The sequence below is a fragment of the Burkholderia sp. CpTa8-5 genome, assembly GCF_017815045.1.
Taxonomy (GTDB): Bacteria; Pseudomonadota; Gammaproteobacteria; order Burkholderiales; family Burkholderiaceae; genus Burkholderia; species Burkholderia sola.
In genome coordinates, this window is the sequence record NZ_JAGIQD010000009.1 from 89,943 (window position 1) to 108,342 (window position 18,400).

At 68.5% G+C, this 18,400-nt stretch carries 13 protein-coding genes; 10 read left to right on the forward strand and 3 right to left on the reverse strand.

Annotated elements, in window-relative coordinates:
- The first annotated feature begins 103 nt into the window (after positions 1–103).
- From J8I35_RS16090 to J8I35_RS16100, 3 genes are all read left to right on the forward strand, one after another.
- Positions 104–922, forward strand: coding sequence for a flagellin domain-containing protein (locus tag J8I35_RS16090; protein ID WP_027783219.1), 819 nt, complete (start codon positions 104–106; stop codon positions 920–922).
- 193 nt (positions 923–1,115) lie between these two features.
- On the forward strand, positions 1,116–2,531 hold the full coding sequence (gene fliD / locus J8I35_RS16095; protein WP_204383553.1) for a flagellar filament capping protein FliD: 1,416 nt from the start codon (positions 1,116–1,118) through the stop codon (positions 2,529–2,531).
- A gap of 30 nt (positions 2,532–2,561) precedes the next feature.
- On the forward strand, positions 2,562–2,858 hold the full coding sequence (locus J8I35_RS16100; protein ID WP_050015963.1) for a flagellar protein FliT: 297 nt from the start codon (positions 2,562–2,564) through the stop codon (positions 2,856–2,858).
- 241 nt (positions 2,859–3,099) lie between these two features.
- Here J8I35_RS16100 and J8I35_RS16105 read toward each other — a convergent pair whose 3' ends face one another.
- The 3 genes from J8I35_RS16105 to J8I35_RS16115 all read right to left on the reverse strand — a co-directional run bounded on the left by J8I35_RS16105 (position 3,100) and on the right by J8I35_RS16115 (position 9,810).
- Complete coding sequence (locus tag J8I35_RS16105; protein ID WP_209926160.1) at positions 3,100–5,586, reverse strand: tetratricopeptide repeat protein; 2,487 nt, start codon at positions 5,584–5,586, stop codon at positions 3,100–3,102.
- Complete coding sequence (locus J8I35_RS16110; protein ID WP_209926161.1) at positions 5,583–7,781, reverse strand: tetratricopeptide repeat protein; 2,199 nt, start codon at positions 7,779–7,781, stop codon at positions 5,583–5,585. The genes J8I35_RS16105 and J8I35_RS16110 overlap by 4 nt, the downstream gene beginning before the upstream one ends.
- A gap of 241 nt (positions 7,782–8,022) precedes the next feature.
- A complete protein-coding gene (locus tag J8I35_RS16115) occupies positions 8,023–9,810 on the reverse strand; it encodes a tetratricopeptide repeat protein (protein WP_209926162.1) in 1,788 nt (595 codons plus the stop codon).
- Here J8I35_RS16115 and J8I35_RS16120 point away from each other — a divergent pair.
- From J8I35_RS16120 to J8I35_RS16150, 7 genes are all read left to right on the forward strand, one after another.
- Positions 9,809–10,072 carry a hypothetical protein gene (locus J8I35_RS16120; RefSeq protein WP_209926163.1) on the forward strand — a complete coding sequence of 88 codons (264 nt, stop codon included), beginning with the start codon at positions 9,809–9,811 and terminating at the stop codon, positions 10,070–10,072. The two genes, J8I35_RS16115 and J8I35_RS16120, sit on opposite strands and share 2 nt — an antisense overlap.
- Before the next feature lie 144 nt (positions 10,073–10,216).
- Positions 10,217–11,002, forward strand: a complete 786-nt coding sequence (locus J8I35_RS16125; RefSeq protein WP_069246845.1) for a class I SAM-dependent methyltransferase — start codon at positions 10,217–10,219, stop codon at positions 11,000–11,002.
- Positions 10,999–12,384: an FAD-binding oxidoreductase gene (locus J8I35_RS16130; RefSeq protein ID WP_050015947.1), complete on the forward strand. Its 1,386-nt coding sequence runs from the start codon at positions 10,999–11,001 to the stop codon at positions 12,382–12,384. The genes J8I35_RS16125 and J8I35_RS16130 overlap by 4 nt, the downstream gene beginning before the upstream one ends.
- Positions 12,381–13,103 carry a WbqC family protein gene (locus J8I35_RS16135; protein ID WP_124594424.1) on the forward strand — a complete coding sequence of 241 codons (723 nt, stop codon included), beginning with the start codon at positions 12,381–12,383 and terminating at the stop codon, positions 13,101–13,103. Before J8I35_RS16130 ends, J8I35_RS16135 begins: the two co-directional genes overlap by 4 nt.
- Before the next feature lie 10 nt (positions 13,104–13,113).
- The gene (locus J8I35_RS16140) at positions 13,114–13,761 is read left to right on the forward strand and encodes a class I SAM-dependent methyltransferase (protein WP_209926164.1); all 648 of its coding nucleotides are present in this window, start codon (positions 13,114–13,116) and stop codon (positions 13,759–13,761) included.
- Between the two features lie 57 nt (positions 13,762–13,818).
- A complete protein-coding gene (gene rffA, locus J8I35_RS16145) occupies positions 13,819–14,976 on the forward strand; it encodes a dTDP-4-amino-4,6-dideoxygalactose transaminase (protein ID WP_050015942.1) in 1,158 nt (385 codons plus the stop codon).
- 2 nt (positions 14,977–14,978) lie between these two features.
- Positions 14,979–18,347, forward strand: coding sequence for a glycosyltransferase (locus tag J8I35_RS16150; RefSeq protein WP_209926165.1), 3,369 nt, complete (start codon positions 14,979–14,981; stop codon positions 18,345–18,347).
- Positions 18,348–18,400: the final 53 nt, after the last annotated feature.

Sequence of the window (18,400 nt, forward strand, 5' to 3'; positions counted from 1 at the left end):
CCGCCGTCAACCAGGAAAGGCGGGCAGCGCCAGACGCAAAAAAGCGCCACGCCGAAATCAGAACCTGTCTGTATCTCAGGCATTTTCCAAAACGAGGAAGCAAATGCTGAACATCAACACCAACATCCTTTCGCTGACGACGCAGACGAATCTGTCGGGCTCGCAAAGCGCACTGTCGCAAGCAATCAACCGCCTGTCGTCGGGCAAGCGCATCAACACCGCTGCTGACGATGCAGCAGGCCTGGCGATCTCGACGTCGCAAACGGCGGCAATCAATGCGCTGACGCAAGGTGTTGCAAACGCGAACAACGGCATCTCGATGATCCAGACCGCCAACGGCGCGCTGCAATCGACGGTCGACAACCTGCAGCGTATCCGTACGCTGGCGCAACAAGCGGGCGACGGCTCGCTGGATTCGAGCGCCCGCGCGAACCTGCAAGCTGAAGTGACGACGCGTCTCAGCGAAATCGACCGTGTCGCATCGCAAACGACGTTCAACAGCCAGACCATCCTGGGCGGCGCCGGCAGCGTCACGTTCCAGATCGGCGCAGCAGCGAACCAGGTCGTTACCGTCGACTTCGGCACGGCGAACTGGAACAGCACGGGCATGAGCGTGAACAGCCTGAGCGTCGCCACCCAGTCGGGCGCGCAATCGGCGATCACGGCGATCGACGCGGCACTGAAGCAAGTCAACACGTTCCAGGCAACGCTGGGCGCAGCACAGAACACGTTCCAGGCTGCGATCTCGACGACGCAAACCCAGGCAACCAACATGACCGCCGCTCGCTCGCAGATCACCGACGCGGACTTCGCGACGGAAACGGCGAACCTGAGCAAGGCGCAAGTGCTGCAGCAAGCTGGTATCTCGGTTCTGGCGCAAGCGAACTCGCTGCCGCAGCAAGTCCTGAAGCTCCTCGGCTAATCGAGCAGCACCCGCGGCGGGCCACGTGCCCGCCCGCCTCCGGGCACGGCGGCGTCGCCATGCGACGCATCGCGACGCCGCCGAAACCGCCCGGATCGGAATTCTCCAGGGAGGCACGCCTCCCTCTTTGCATTGAACCGCGGCGCCCCGCCGCATCGCGCACGTTGATTGCGCGGACGACCGGAGCAACGGCATGGCCACCACCCCCGTCAGCAGCACGGACATCAGCACCATCCTGGCGAATGCAGGTCAATCGATCATCAGCGGCGCGACCAATTCGACGCTCGACGTCAATACGCTCGTCACGACGCTGGTGAACGCGAAGACGGCCGGGCAATTGCAGGCCCTGCAGACCCGACAGACGAACGACAATACGCAGCTGTCCGCGATCGGCCAGCTGAAGGGCGCGCTGTCCGCGCTGCAGACCGCGCTCACCGGCCTCTCGGACGGCACCGCGCTCGGCAGCCTGGCCGCGACGGCGAGCGGCACGGGCATCGCGACGACGATCAAGAGCGGCAGCGGCGCGGTGGCCGGTTCGTATTCGGTCAATGTCACGCAGCTCGCGACCGCCAACAAACTGTCGTCGGCCGGCGTGACGTCGGCGGACACGATCTCGGCCGGCTCGCTGAGCATCACGTTCGGCAGCAATCCCGCGTTCAACGTCAACGTGGCGGCCGGCGCGTCGCTGTCCGACATCGCGTCGTCGATCAACTCCGCGTCCGGCAATGCCGGCGTCACCGCGTCGGTCATCACCGGTTCGGACGGCCAGCATCTCGTGATGCAGTCGAATGCCACCGGCGCGGCCAACACGATCTCGATCACGGGCACCGGCGTCAATTCGAAACTGACGTCGGGGTACACGACGGTCACGCCGGCCGCCGACGCGAAGCTGACGATCGACGGCACGCCGGTGTCGAGCGCGTCGAACAACGTGTCGGGCGCGCTGACGGGCGTCACGCTGGCGCTGTCGCAAGCCGCGGTCGGCACGACGCAAACCGTCACGCTGTCGCAGGACACGGCCGCGGCGACGACCGCGATCAACAATTTCGCGACCGCGTATACCAACTTCGTGAATACCGCGAAATCGCTGTCGAGCTACGACGCGACGGCGAAGACCGCCGGCCCGCTGCTCGGCGACGCGATGCTGAACACGATCAGGAACACGCTCGCGACGACGCTCAGCAGCGGCGTCACGACGGGCGGCACGACCTATGCGCTCGGCAGCATCGGCATCAACGTGGACTCGACCGGCGCGATGTCGGTCGACACCGCCGCGCTGACCACCGCGCTCAAGTCGAACGGTTCCGCAGTGACGGCGATCTTCAACCAGACGAACGGCATCGCCCAGGCGCTCAATGCGAACATCAACTCGTACACGCAGACGTCCGGCCTGATCGACCAGCGCACCAACGCGATCAACGCCGATCTGAAGAGTGTGCAGGGTCAGGCGACGCAGCTGCAGAGCTACTCGGACCAGTTGACCAAGCAATACAATGCGCAGTTCACCGCGCTGAACACGCTGATGGCGACGATGGCGAACAACACCCGCTACCTGACCCAGCTGTTCGGCGGCCAGAACAGCGCCGGCGCGATGGCCAACAACAAGTAAGCCTCGGCCGCCCCCCTTCGGAGCAGAACCATGACGAACGACACCCTGTCCCGCGCCTTCGACCTGACCCGTGCCATGCAGTCGGCGGCGGACGCACGCGACTGGGTGCGCGTCGCGGCACTCGTCGACGAACGCTCGCCGCTGCTGATGAACCTGTCCGGCGAGCAGACCCCGGACGTGCTGGACCAGGTGCGGCAGATCATGGCGATCGACGCGTCGATCACCGAGCATGCGCAGACGGACCGAGACCGCCTGGCTGCGGAATTTGCACAGTCCCGGGAGCGGATCAAGGCCGCGAGCCAGTACCAGAAGGCCGGCATGCTGTGACCGGCCGGGCGTCTCGCCCGCCGCGCACGTCGAATTAAAAGACGCCGCCAGTCGAGCGGTCCGTTGTCGCCGTACCGTCGAGCCGCTTCAATGCGGCTTTTTTTTCGCCTGCAGGCGGGAACGCGAGCCTGATCGCACCGGCTACGCCCGCGTCGCCCGCTCGACGACCGCGTCGATCATCTCGGGCGGCCGGCCCGACGATGCGCGAGCGCGGCTTCCTGCCGTGGCGCGATCCCGCTCGTCACGCGTCCCGGGGCGCCGTCTCGCCGGACGCGTAGCAGGCCCACATGCCGTGCAGCGCATCCTCGAGGTTGCGTGCGAAGCGCGACGCATCGCACAGCGGCGACGCCAGCGCCCGCTCGCGCAGCGTTGCACGCAGCGTCGCCAGCCCGTCGCGGTCGCGCGCGAACGCGACGGCCTTCGCGAGGTACGCATCCTCGTCTTCCGCGATCCAGTCGCCCATGCCCGCCGCGTGCAGCAGGCTTTCGCAAATGTGCGTGACGAACCGGCTGCCCTTCATCCCGAGCACCGGCACGCCCATCCACAGCGCTTCGGCCGTGGTCGTGCCGCCCGGGTACGGGAACGGGCTCAGCGCGACGTCGATGCGGTTATAGGCGCCGAAGTATTCCGCGCGCGGCGAACCGCCTTCGAGAATCAGCCGATCCGCGCCGATGCCGTGCCGCGCGAAGCGGTCGAGCGTCGCCCGGTTCACGTCGCCGGCGCCGAGCTCATGGGCCTTCAGCAGCAGGCGTGCGTCCGGCAGGGCGTGCAGGATGCGCGACCACAGCGCGACGACCTCGTCGCTGATCTTGATCAGCTTGCCGAAGCAGCCGAACGTGACGCCGCCATGAGCCGCCATCGGCAGCGGGCCGACCGCGACATCGTACGGCGGCGGCGTGAAGCACAGGTAGCTGTCCGGCAGCCGCCACGGCCGCTCGGTGAAGTGATGCGCCTCGTCGGCCGGTAGCGTATGCGCATCGCCGATGAAATAGTCGATCGCGCGGCAACCGGTCGTCGCGAAGAAACCGAGCCAGCTCGCCTGCACCGGCGCGGGCTTGTGCCCGAAGATCGGCAGGCCGCTCCAGTTGGTGTGGCCTGCCATATCGATCAGGATGTCGATGCCGTCGTCGCGAATCAGTTGCGCGGCCTCCTCGCGGCCCAGGCTGACCAGCTTCTTCCAGCTCGCGAAGTTCGGCCTGAGCCGCGCGGTCACGTCGTCCTCGCCGACGAAGGTCACATAGGCATGCGGCTCGATGCGCGACCGGTCGATCCGCGCGAGCACGCTTTCAAGGAAGATGCCGACCGGGTGCTGCCGCAGGTCGCCCGACACGAAGCCGACGCGCAGCGGCCGCCCCTGCGCCTGCGCGACGCGCTGCGCGCGGTCGTGCTCGAACGGGTGCGCGTCGCGCTCGAGATGCTCGCCGTAGCGGCGCGCTTCGGCGACCCACTCCTGCGGCTCGAACGCGGGTGAGCTCGACATGTTGAACAGCATCCGCGAGTACGCGCGATGCAGGTCGTGCCGGATCGCCGAGCGGAACGCATCCAGCGCGCCGGCGAGATCCCCTTTCGCCCACAGGATGTCGCCGAGCGTCATCTGGACCTTCAGCGGATCGATGCCGAGCGCCCTCGCGATCTCGGTGTGCTTCATCGCCTCGTCGAGCTTCTCGAGCCGAAACAGCGCGGCGGCGAGGTTGTGATGCGCGTCGGCATCGTCCGGGTTCAGGTCGATCGCATGCCGGTGGCTCAACTCCGCGGCGGCCAGCAAGTTGAGGTTGTGATACGCGAAGCCCAGGAAGTTGTATGCGTCGGCCAGTTCGGGATCGAGCTCGATCGCACGCCGGCACACCTGCACCGCCTGCCCGTATTCGCCCTGCTGGTTGCGCAAATCGCCGAGCCACGCCCATGCCTGTGCATGCGCGGGGTCGATCGCGACCGCCTGCTCGAGCAGTTCGAGCGCCTTGTCGAAATCGCCGATGCGCTGCAGCAACCTTGCCAGCACGCAGTGCGCGTCTGCGTCGCCCGGATCGAGCCCCTCGCGCGCATGGTCGATCGCGCCGTGCAGATCGCCGGCCGCGCGCAGCGTCGCGCTCAGCCCCCGGTGCGCGACACGGAAGCCCGGTTGCAGCGCGATGGCGCGACGATAGGCATCCGCGGCAGCGTCGAATTTCTCCTGCGCATGCAGCGCGTTGCCGAGATTGCAGTACGCATCCGCGTACTGCGGCTGGTGCGCGACGGCCTTGGCGTAGCTCGCGGCCGCCGCTTCGTGCTCGCCCAGGTCCTGCAGCGCGTTGCCGAGATTGTTGTACGCCTCCGCATAACCGGGGCGCAGCTCGATCGCGCGCGCGCAGCTCTGCATCGCGGCCGCCGGCTCGCGTGCGTCGCGCAACGCGTTGCCGAGGTTGTTGTGCGCCTCCGGATAGTCCGGTCGCAGCCCCACCGCGCGCCGGTAGTGCACGATCGCGTCGTCGAGCCGGCCGCTTTCGCGCAGCATGTTGCCCAGGTTGTTGAAGTAAGACGCGTCCGGCCGCGCGACGAGCGATTGCTTCATCAGCGCGAGCCCCGCGTCGTACTGCTTCAGCTGGCACGCGAGCAGCCCGAGGAAATGCAGTGCATCCGGCTGGCCCGGCTGCGCGGTGAGGATCGCGTCGTACAGTGTCTTCGCTTCCGCGAGACGCCCCGCCTGATGATGCGCCAGCGCGGACTGCAGCGTGTCGTGGATATCGTTCATGCTTCCTGCTCCGAGTTCGTATAGCGTTGCCACATGGCGAGGAACGCCGCTTCGAGATGCGCCGCGAACCGGCGCGCGTCGCACAACGGCGACGCGAGCAGCTGCGCACGCAGGCTCGCGCGCAGCGCCGCGAGGCGCTCGCGATCGTGCACCGCCGCGATCGCCTTCGCGACATAGCTGTCCTCGCCGTCAGCGACCCATTCGCCCATGCCCGTCGCGTGCAGCACGCTTTCGCAGATGTGCGTGACAAAGCGCCCGCCCTTCATGCCGAGCACCGGCACACCCATCCACAGCGCTTCGGCCGTGGTCGTGCCGCCCGGGTACGGGAACGGGCTCAGCGCGACGTCGATGCGGTTATAGGCGCCGAAGTATTCCGCGCGCGGCGAACCGCCCTCGAGGATCAGCCGGTCCGCGTCGATGCCATGCCGCGCGAAGCGCGCGGCGGTCGCGTCGCGCACGCCCTCGCGACCGAGTTCGTGCGCCTTGAGCAGCAGCCGCGCGTTCGGCAGCGCATGCAGGATGCGCGACCACGCGCGCACGACGTCGTCGCCGATCTTCACGAGCTGGCCGAAGCAACCGAACGTCGGATGGCCGCTCGCCGCCATCGGCAGCGGGCCGACGTCGACGTCGCAGGCCGGCGGCGTGAAGCACAGGAAGCTGTCCGGCAGCCGCCACGGCTGCTCGACGAAGTGATGCGCTTCGGCGTCCGGCAGCGTGTGGCGGTCGCCGATGAAGTAGTCGATCGCGTCGCAGCCGGTCGACGCGAAGAAGCCGAGCCAGCTCGCCTGTACCGGCGCGGGTTTCCAGCCGAACACGGGAAGCCCGCTCGACTGCGTATGGCCCGCGAGGTCGACGAGGACGTCGATTTCGTCGTCGTGAATCATCCGCGCAGCCGCGTCCGGACCCAGCGCGGCGATCGAGCGCCAGGCGCTCGCGTGCGGCTTCAGTTTCGCGGTGATCGCGTCCTCCTCGTCCGTGGTCACGTACACGCGCAGGTCGATGCGCGTGCGCTCGAGGTGCGCAAGCACGCTTTCCAGGAAGATGCCGACCGGATGCAGGCGCAGGTCGCCGGACACGAAGCCGACACGCAGCGGCCGCCCCTGCGCACGCGCCGCCCGCTCGCGCGGATCGTGCGCATGGCGCGTCGAACGCGCGGCCAGGTGCCGGCCGTAGCGCCGCGCGTCGGCCAGGTAGTCGGCGGGGTTCACGCAAGCGGACGCCGCCGCGCTGAACAGCAGCCGGTTCAGCACGGTCGCCGCGACGTCGTCGGCGTCGTCGCGCACCAGCGCCAGCGCATCGCGATACGCGTGGACCGCGGCATCGACGTTGCCCTGCGCGCGCAGGATGTCGCCGAGATTGACGTGCATCAACACGGCCGGCGGACCGGCCTGCAACGCCTGCCGGCAATACACGAGCGCCTCGTCGAGCCGCTGCAGCTTCAACAGCACGACGGACAGGTTGTGGCACGCGCCGGCGTCCGCCGGATTGAGCGTGACGGCCGTGCGATGGCACGCTTGCGCATCCTCGAGCCGGTTCAGTCCGTGATACGCGTTGCCCGCGTGGTTATGTGCTTCAGCGAGGTTCGGCGCGAGCCGGATCGCGTCCTGCGCATGCGCGAGCGCTTCCGCGCAGCGCAGTTGCTTGTGACGCACGGCGCTCAGGTTCGCGTGGGCCATCGCCATCGACGCATCCAGCTCGATCGCGCGGCCGTAATGCGTGGCGGCGCCATCGAGGTCGCCCAGATCCTGCAGCGCATTGCCGAGGTTGTTGTACGCCTGCGCATAACCGGGGCGCAGCTCGATCGCGCGCGCGCAGCTCTGCATCGCGGCCGCCGGCTCGCGTGCGTCGCGCAACGCGTTGCCGAGGTTGTTGTGCGCCTCCGGATAGTCCGGTCGCAGCCCCACCGCGCGCCGGTAGTGCACGATCGCGTCGTCGAGCCGGCCGCTTTCGCGCAGCATGTTGCCCAGGTTGTTGAAGTACGACGCATCCGGCCGCGCGACGAGCGATTGCTCCATCAGCGCGAGCCCCGCGTCGTACTGCTTCAGCTGGCACGCGAGCAGCCCGAGGAAATGCAGCGCATCCGGCTGGCCCGGCTGCGCGGTGAGGATCGCGTCGTACAGCGTCTTCGCTTCCGCGAGACGCCCCGCCTGATGATGCGCGAGCGCCGCCTGCAATGCCTGTCCTGTTCCGTCCATCTCGTCTGTCCTGCTCAATAGGGATGCGGTTCGCGTCGGAAGTCGATCGGCCTGCCGCCGTGCCCGATCATCGCGGCCGACGCCGCCATCCCATCGCGCGCCATCCCGACGACGGTGTCGCGCACGCGCCACCGGTCGGAATGACGATCACGTCGGCCGGCGCGGTGTTCGGCGCGAGAGCCGCCATGTTCCGCTTGCCGCCACCGTGGAAATGCCCACGCACGTCAAGTCGTAGGCCGCCTCACACGGATGCGACCGGCGCGGCTTCGACGTGCTGCGCCCACATGCCGTGCAGTGCGTCCTCGAAGTGGCGCGCGAAGCGGGGCGCGTCGCACAGCGGCGACGCGAGCACCTGCGCGCGCAGCGTCGTGCGCAGCGCCGCCAGCTCGGCCGGCTGGCCAACCTGCGCGACGGCCTTCGCGACATACGCGGCGTCGTCGTCCGCGATCCACTCGGGCAGCCGCGCCGAATGCAGCAGGCTCTCGGCGATGTGCGACAGGAAGCGCTCGCCGCGCCGGCACAGCACGGGCACGCCCATCCACAGCGCTTCGGCGGTCGTCGTGCCGCCCGGATACGGGAACGGGCTCAGCATCAGGTCGACACGCCGGTACGCGGCCAGGTATTCGGCGCGCGGCGAGCGGCCTTCGAGGATCAGGCGCTGCGCGCCGATGCCGTGCGCCGCGAAGCGCGCGGCAAGCGCCTGCTGCTCGCGCGGATCGTCGAGATGCTCGGCCTTCACGAACAGCTTTGCGCCCGTGACCGATTGCAGCACGCGCGACCAGACCGCGACGACGCGATCGGTGATCTTCGCGAGCTTGCCGAAATAGCCGAAGGTCGGATGGCCATTCGCGAGCATCGGCAGCGCGCCGACGTCGACAGGCTCGGCCGGCGGCGTGAAGCACAGATAGCTGTCCGGCAGGTGCCACGGCCGCTCGGTGAAATGCGCGGCCTCGGCGGGCGGCAGCACGTGACGGTCGCCGATCACGTAGTCGATCGCGCCCACGCCGGTGCTCGCGAAATAACCGGGCCAGCTCGCCTGCAGCGGCGCCGGCTTCCACGCGAACAGCGGCAGGCGGTTGTAGACCGTGTGGCCCGCCGCGTCGAGCAGCACGTCGATGCGGTCCGCGCGGACACGCGCAGCCGCCGCTTCGTCGCTCAGGCCGGCGATGCTGGTCCATGTCGAGAAGGCCGGCTTGATGCGGGCGGTCACGTCGTCCTCGACGTCGCGCGTCGGGTACGCATGCATCTCGATCCGGTTCGCGTCGAGATGCTTCAGCATGCTCTCGATGAAATAGCCGACCGGATGCGCCTTCAGGTCGCCCGACACGATGCCGACCTTCAGCGGCCGCCCGACCCGGGGAGCCAGGTCGACGAGCCAGTCCGTCCACGGCTTCGCGCACCGCGTGACGAGTTCGTCGTAGCGCGCGACCTCGGCGAGATAGGCGTCGTGGTCGAACGCTTCGCTGAAGTGGCTCGCGAACAGCAGGTTGCTGCGCGGCTCCGGCAGTTCGGGGCGCAGCGCGACCGCGTGCCGGTAAGCCTCGAGCGCGGCCGGAATCTCGTTCAGGTCGAACAGCGCATTCGCAACGTTGTTGTAGGCCTGGCCGTTGTCCGGCTTCAGCGCAATGGCCTGGCAGAACGCATCGACGGCCGCGCGCGCGTCGCCGGCGAGCCGCAGCGCGTTGCCGAGGTTGTTGTACGCATCGACGTAGTCGGGTCGCAGCTCGATTGCGAGACGGAAGCACTCGGCGGCGGCGGCGTGACGGTTGTCCGCCTGCATCACGTTGCCGAGGTTGTAGTAGTACATCGCGTCCGGCCGGATCTCGATCGCCGCCATGATCAGGTCGGATGCCTCCTGATAGCGCCCGTACTGATGGCCGATCAGGCCGAGGAGGTGAAGCGCGTCCGCGTGCCGGGGATCGGTGTCGAGGATCTGCCGGTACAGCGTCTCGGCCTCTTCCAGCCGGTCGGCCTGATGGTGCGCCAGCGCCTGTTCGATCGTGGCGGCGGCGGGGGAGGTGGGCATCATGAGCTTTGTCGTCCTGGTAGCCAATACGGGATTCGAATCGCGGCCGGCGCCGCTGCGTCGGCACACGCCTTCGCCCGCGGACGCACGCACCGACGGTCTCCGACGTGTCCGAATTCTCCACGCGCTCGCCGCGTTCCAATTTGGCGAGCAGGTGCTGGAATTGGTCGCTATTCCCGCGACTGCAAGCCGCCCCCGCGGGCGCCCCGAATTCGCGCCGGACACGCGCGCATCCATCGAAATGCGGGGTGAAACCACCCGCTAATCCGACATTCGATCCTGGCGGCGCTCGCTAGACTTGATCGTAGAAAGATGTCCGACCTGCGACGCTCGGACGGTTGCGCATTCCGATGCCACCGTGCCGACACGCGCTCGTCCGGTCACACCCTTTGCGCCTGGAGCCCTGTGTATGCACGAATCAGCGATCATCACCAACGCAGATGGCGATCAGCTCGCGGCGCGCCGCGAACTGTTCGACCTGATGCAGACCTACCCCGCGACGCGCGAGGAACTGGAACGGTCGCTCGGCCTGTTCGTGCGCGGCTCGCTCCTCGCACGCATTCTCGCGACCTTCGAGATTTATCAAAAAATCGTGCCGCTGCCGGGCGCGATCCTCGATCTCGGCACGTGGCGCGGGCAGACCGCCGTGCTGTGCGAGAACTTCCGCGCGATTCTCGAGCCGCTGAACTTCCAGCGCCGGATCCACGCATTCGATACGTTCACGGGCTACACGGGCTTCGCCGAGCACGACACCCGCGACCGCAAGCTGTTCTCCGACGGCACGTACTCGCTGTCCGGCGAGTACGCCGACCTGCTGCGCAAGCTGCTGAACCTGCACGAGCGCAGCAACGCGATGGGACACGTGCATGACAAGCACCACGTGTGGGAAGGCGACTGCCGCGACACGCTGGCGGCGTTCGACGAAGCGCATCCCGGCGAGATGGTCGCGCTCGCGTGGTTCGACCTGAACGTGATCGAGCCGACCCGGCACGCGTTCGACGCGGTGATGGAGCGGCTGGTGCCCGGCGGCGTCGTCGCGTTCTGGCAGCTCACCCGCGGCGGCCAGCTGCCCGCGGAAGGCGTCCATTACCTGCGCGACCTGCTCGGCAACCGTCCGCACCAGATCCACAAGGCGGCGGCCTATCCGTCGCTCTGCTACCTGTCATTCCCCGAAGGCGGAGGCGCACGCAAATGAAAATCGCCATCCTCGGCAACGGCATTCTCGGCCTGATGACGGCCCGAGCATGGCAGCAGGCCGACGCGGGCGTCGAGCTCGTGATCGTCGGCCACGCGCATCGGCCCGGCTCGGCCACGCGCGCTGCGGCGGCGATGCTCAATTCGTTCACCGAGCTGGAAGGCGATTCGCTCGGCACGCCGATCGACCGCTTCAAGTTCGAGCTGAGCCGCGGCGCGACGGCGGCCTGGCCCGCCGTATTCGCTGAAATCTGCACGCCGGCGCGCGCGGTCGCGCACGGCTTCGGCACCTTCGTGCTGAACAACGCGGCGACCGACGCGCTCGACGACGAGAACTTCGCGGCCATGCAGCGGTTCTGCCGCGAATTCGAGGAGCCCTGCGAGGCGGTCGATCCGTCAGGCATCCCGAACTATCATCCGGACCCGCGCTATCGCGCGCTGAAGGCGGTCTTCCTGAAGCGCGAAGGCTGGGTCAATCCCAAACAGTTTCTCGACGCGCTGACCGCGTCGGTCGCGCAAGCCGGCAACGTGCGCTTCATCGACGCCGAGGTCGAGCGGCTCGACACCGCGGCCGGACGCGTCACCGGGGCGCGCCTGTCCGATGGCAGCGTGCTCGGCGCGGACCGCTTCATCCTCTGCAACGGCGCCAACGTGACGCGCGTGCTGCAGGCGAGCCTGCCCGAGCTGCCGGTGCAGCGGATGTTCTACGGCATCGGCATGTCGATCGAACTGCAGAGCACGGAGAACGTGCACACGCACTGCGTGCGCACGACCAACCGCGGCCTCGCGTGCGGTGTGTATTCGGCGCCGTACGGGCCCGACCGGACCCTCGTCGGCGCCAGCAACTACATCAGCCCGGTGCCGCACGAGCACGGCCACGCCGGCAGCGCGTACACGCTGCTCAAGTCCGCGATGGACCAGATCAACACCCGCTTCTCGCGCGCGAACCTGGTCAACGTCAACGTCGGCTGGCGGCCGACGACGTCCGACCTGTATCCGCTGTTCGGCGAAACGAGCGTGCGCGACCTGTGGATTCTCGGCGGCACCAAGCGCGACGGCTTCCACCTGTCGCCGGTGCTGTGCCGCGATCTCGTCGCGGCGATGCGCGGCGAACCGATCGATCCGCGCTACGCGGAACTCGCGCCAGAACGCCCGCTGATCCGCAACATGACGCGCGAGGCGGCGATCGCGAAGACGGTACGCCATCAGATCAATGCCGCGTACCAGCACGACTTCGTGCCGGCGCGCAACCGCATGGTCGAACAGCTTCGGAACGCGATGCGCGCGGACCTGGAGGCGCTGCACGACAAGCTGGGCGCAACGGACTGGGGCATTCCGCCCGAGCTCGTCGACATGTACCGGTACGGCCACATTCCGGCATGAGCGGTGCGACCATGAACCGCGACGCGAAGCGGGTGGCGATCGTCCAGTCCAACTACATTCCGTGGAAGGGCTACTTCGACCTGATCGCCGCCAGCGACGAGTTCATCCTCTACGATGACGCGCAGTACACGCGCCGCGACTGGCGCAACCGCAACCAGATCAAGACGCCGCAGGGCGTGCAATGGCTGAGCGTGCCGGTGAAGGTGAAGGGCAAGTATCACCAGTCGATCCGCGAAACCGAGATCGACGGCGCCGACTGGGCGCCGCTGCACTGGAAGGCCCTGCAGCAGAACTATGCGCGCGCGCCGCACTTCGCGCGCTATGCGGACGAGCTCGAAGCGCTCTACACCGGTCGCACCTACGGGATGCTGAGCGAGCTGAATGTCGCGATGCTGACGTGGGTCCTGCGGCAACTGGAAATCGGCACGCGCGTGTCGTCGACGTCGGACTATGCGCTCCACGGCGACCGCACCGAGAAACTGCTGAACCTGTGCGTGCAGGCGGGCGCGTCCGAGTACCTGTCCGGCCCGGCCGCGCGCAGCTACCTCGACGAGAACCTGTTCGCCGATGCCGGCGTCGCGGTGCGCTGGTTCGACTATCCGAGCTATCCCGAGTATCCGCAGCAGTGGGGCGACTTCGTCCACGGCGTGACCGTGCTCGACGTGCTGTTCAACTGCGGTCCCGACGCGCGTCGGTACGCGCTGACCTCGAAAGACTGAGGCGATGTTCATGAGCGAATCCCGGCATGCGAGCCTGCTGGAAGAAGTGGCCGCGTACTACAGCGCGCGGCTGGCCGAGCACGGCGCGACCGCGCGCGGCGTCGACTGGAACGGCGAAACCGGCCAGTTCCTGCGCTTCGAACAACTGACGAAGATCCTGCCCGAGTCCGGCGGCCACTCGGTGAACGACATCGGCTGCGGCTACGGCGCGCTGGTCGATTTCCTGAAGGCGCGTGCGCTGCCGGACGGCTTCGCGTATGCGGGCTACGACATCTCGTCCGATATGGTCGACGCCGCGCGGCAGCGCTATCGCGACGACGCGAACGTCGCGTTTCATGTCGGCGCGGTGCCGCAGGCCGCGTCGGACTACGGGATCGCATCCGGCATCTTCAACGTCAGGCGCGGTCACTGCGACGACGCATGGCTCGACTACATCCACGCAACGCTCGACACGCTGCACGCGACGAGCCGGCTGGGCTTCGCGTTCAACTGCCTGACGTCGTATTCCGATCCGCCGTTCATGCGCCCGGACCTCCTGTACTACGCGGACCCGTGCGCGCTGTTCGATCGCTGCAAGCGCCGCTATTCGCGCCACGTCGCGCTGCTGCACGACTACGGCCTGTACGAATTCACGATTCTCGTCCGCAAGGACATCTGAGCGGTGCCGCGCGCAAGCCGCGCGGCCGAACGTCCCCCCTTACTGCGGAGCCTGACCATGTTCGGCCCACCCAATCTCGACGTCATTCCGTTCGGCCGCCCGTTCGTGGTCGGCAAGGAGCTCTACTACATCGCGAAAGCGGTCGAGCAGGGCGGCCTCGCCGGCGACCAGGCGTTCACGAAGCTCTGCCACCGCTGGCTGGAAGCGCGCATCGGCTGCCAGCGCGCGCTGCTCACGCACTCGTGCACGGCCGCGCTCGAGATGGCCGCGATCCTCGCCGACGTGCAGCCCGGCGACGAAGTGATCATGCCGTCCTACACGTTCGTGTCGACCGCCAACGCGTTCGTGCTGCGCGGCGCGACGCCGGTGTTCGTCGACATCCGCCGCGACACGCTGAACCTTGACGAGACGCAGATCGCCGCCGCGATCACCCAGCGCACGCGCGCGATCGTGCCGGTGCACTACGCGGGCGTCGCATGCGACATGGACGTGATCGGGCAGCTCGCGGCGGACCACGACCTGTGGGTGATCGAGGACGCCGCTCAGGCGCTGCAGTCGTCGTGGAACGGCAAGCCGCTCGGCAGCCTCGGCCACCTCGCGTGCCTCAGCTTCCACGAGACCAAGAACGTGATCTCGGGCGAAGGCGGCGCGCTGCTGGTCAACGACCCGCGCCTCGTCGAGCGCGCGGAAATCATCCGCGAGAAGGGCACCAACCGCAGTCAGTTCTTCCGCGGGCAGGTGGACAAGTACACATGGGTCGACGTCGGCTCGTCGTTCCTGCCGGGCGAGCTGATCGCGGCGTTCCTGTACGCGCAGTTCGAGCACGCCGACGTGATCACCGCGCAGCGGCGCGCGACCGTGCAGCGCTACCAGGACGCGCTGCGGCCGCTGCACGCGGACGGGCTGATCGAGCTGCCCGCGATTTCGCTCGCCGAGCGCGGCAACGGCCACATGTTCTATTTCCTCGCACGCACCCTCGCCGAACGCACCGAGTTGCTGCAGCAGATCCGCGCGGTGGGCGTGAACGCGGTGTTCCACTACGTGCCGCTGCACAGTTCGCCGGCTGGCCAGCGCTACGGGCGCTGCGGATCCGGCATGGCGGTGACGGACCTCGTCGCCGACCGGCTCGTCCGGCTGCCGCTTTACCACGACATGACCGAAGCCGAACAGGATCGCATCCTCGACGTGGTCTTCGATTTCTACCGCACCCGATAACGATGACGACTCCCAAACCCGGTCTGACGCACGGCGGTTCGCGCATTTTTACGCGACTCGGCCACCCGTACTACATCCTCGCGCCGAATTTCCGGCAAACCTCCGGCGGGATCCGCGCGATGCACTACCTGTGCCACGTGCTGAACCTGCTCGGCCACGAAGCGTACGTCTGCACGCCGGTCGTGCATCCTGACCTGCGCACGCCGCCGCTGACCGACGACATCGTGCAGGCGCACGCCCGCGCGAATCGCAGCCCGATCGTCGTCTACCCGGACGTCGTCACCGGCAATCCGTTCAACGCGCGCTGCGTCGTGCGCTACCTGCTGGCCGAGCCCGGTCGCATCAACGGCGAACCGATCGCCCTGCACCCGAACGATCTCATCTTCACGTTCGGGCCGTCGCTGGTGCCCGAAGAATGGAAGGCGGACCTGCTGCGCATACCGCTCGTCGACACGCGCATCTTCAACAGCGACGGTGTCGACGACGCCCGCCGCAACGGCACGGCCGTCTTCATCAATCGCCACCTGCGGCGCGGCGGCACGCTGCATCCGGTCACCGCCGAGTCGATCGAAATCTCGACCCGCGTGCCGGAACGTTCGGCGCACGAACTCGCGGCGCTGTTCCGACAGGTCGAGTGCGTGTACATGTACGAATGGTCCACCGCCGTGTTCGAAGCGCTGCTGTGCGGCTGCCCGGTCGTGTGCATCATGAATGACGCGTCGCTGTCGGAGCCGACCCGGTGGGTGATGGACGGCAAGGGCATCGCGTGGGGGCTCGACGAACACGAGATCGCCCACGCGAAGGCCACCGTTCACGAAGCGCGCAGCGTCTACCTGAAGGAAGAGGAGGCGTTCTGGCGGCAGTTGCAGAACTTCGTCGAGCGGACCCAGGCCCACGCGGACACGCTGGATGCGCAGGCCGTCGCGACGGGCGCCGCCGCCCAGGGACAGCCCGCGTCCGCGCCGCTCTCGTGCATCGCGATCGTCACCGCCGAGCCGGCCGACCACGCGCGCACCAGCATGCGCTTCGCGCAGCCGTTCGCGCGGCTGGACCGCGAATGGGCGCTGACGTTCCCTGTCACGCCAGCCGGCATCGATCCCGACGCGCTGCAGCGCGCTGACCTGATCGTGCTGCAGGGCGACACGCCGGGCCTGCTGTCTCCCGCCACGCTGGAACACCTGTTTTCGCTCGGCAAGCCGGTCGTCCTCGAGATCGACACGCCGCTCGACACGCTGCTCGCCGACATCCCCGGCGCGGCCGACAACGCGCGCCGCAAGGCGGGCATCCGCAGCGCCGTGCAGCGCGCGCATGCGCTCGTCGTGCCGTCGGAAGCGCTGGCGCGGCAGTACCGTCATGTCAACGCATCGGTCCACGTGCTGCCGACCGGCGTCGATCTCGAGCGTCTGCACCGCGCGGCGCCCGGCGTGCGCGACCACGTGAACCTCGCGGTTTCCGGCACCGGTCTCGACGACGTGCGTCTCGAGCAGGTCCGCCAGGCGCTGGTCGAGCTCCGCCGCCGGTTTCCGGGGAAGCTCCGGGTATCGTTCGTCGGTGCGGCGCTGCCGGCCGGCTGGGACCGCGAACCGGACGTCACGCTGATCGCGGAGCCTGCCCCTTACGACAGCTACGCCGACGCGCTGAAGCGCGCGGACCTCGACATCGCGCTGGTCGCGGCGCCGGTCAAATTGCACGACGACGCGCCGCCGCGCGCATGGCTCGAATGCTCGGCGGCCGGCGCGGCCACGGTGCTCGTCGCCACGCCGGCGGAAGGCTGCCCGGTTGTCCACGGCCGCACGGGCTGGCTCGTCGCCGACACCGCCGACGCGTGGGTCGACGCGATCGCGCACCTGATCGAGCATCCGCAAACCCGCGCGCAACTCGCCGCGGCCGCGCAGGATGCGATCCGTGCGCAGCACGACATCGGCCGCAACGCCGCGCGCCACGGCGTGCTGTACGCGCGGCTGCTCGCGGAGAACCGGACGCTGGCGCCCGTCGCCGCGACGGCGGACGCCGCACCGCGCCGCAAGCGCCTGATCGTGTATTCGATCGATCCGGACGCGTGCGCGTCATCGCGCATTCGCCTCACGCTGCCGTTCGGTCTGCTGAACGACGAATGGGAACTCGTCCCGGGCATCCGGGACGGCCAGATCGACAGCAGCGTGCTGGCCACGGCCGACGCCATCCTGCTGCACCGGCTGACGCCCGGCATGCTGACGGGCAACGACCTGTACACGATCTTCAAGCATGAAAAGCCGGTGATCTACGAGACCGACGACCTGCTGACCGACCTGCCGGCCGCGCATCCGCTCGCCACGCAAGGCGGGATGGCCCGCGCGGGGATCGAGCTCGTGCTGCGCAACGCGGACGCCGTGATCGTATCCACGCCGTTCATCGCCAGCCGCTACCGGCTGTCGCACCCGCGCGTTCACGTGCTGCCCGACAGCGTGGACTTCGACCGGTTCTACCGCCCCGTGACGGCGCGCGGCGACGACTGCGTGACGATCGGCATCGCCGGCGCGTCGCTGCGCGCCGACAACTTCGCGCTGGTCGACGCGGCGCTGCACGCGATCTGCGCACGCCATCCCGGCAAGGTCAGGGTGAGTTTCGTCGGCGCGGACGTCCCGCCGGGCTGGGCCGGCCACCCGGCCGCCGCGTGCGAGCCCGAGCTCCACGACTACGACGCGCACGCACAACGCCTGCCGGAACGGCGCTGGGACATCGCGCTGCTGCCGCTCGCCGACCATGACTACAACGCCGCCACGAGCACGATCCGGTGGCAGGAATACGCGGCGGCCGGCATCGCCTCGATCGTCAGCGACCGGCCAGCCTATCGCTTCGCGCTGCACGACGGCTGCGACGGCTTGCTGGTCCCGGATGCGCCGCAGGCCTGGGTCGACGCGCTCGACCGGCTGATCGCGAACCCGGCGCTGCGCCGCGGGCTCGCGCGCACGGCGCAGGCGAAGGTCCGCAAGCATCACGCGCTGCAGCAGGCGCTGCCGCGCTATCGCCATGTGTATCAGCAGTGCATCGACAAAGGCGCTGTCGGCAACCCGCCCGGCCGGCCGGACGCGCCGATCCCCGGCGCACTGGTCCTGGACGCCGAGGGCGACCTCGACCAGGTCCGGCTGAGCCTGCAGGAAATCGCGAGGCGGCCGGAACGGGATCTGCTGGCGGTCGTCGTGACCACGTCGCAGGCGCCGCTGCCCGAATGGACCGACAAGGTGCGCTACCTGCACGCGCCCGCGCACGAGTACGCGGCCACCGTCGAGCAGCTCTGCGCGCTGCCGGCGTTCGACTGGACGCTGATCGTCGAGGCGGGGGACGGGCGCGCTGCGCAGGCACGAACGCCTGCGGATGCCGCGATCGCGTAGTTCGACGCGCGCCGTGCCGCTTGCCTGACGCTGGCGACCCGGCGCGCTGTTCC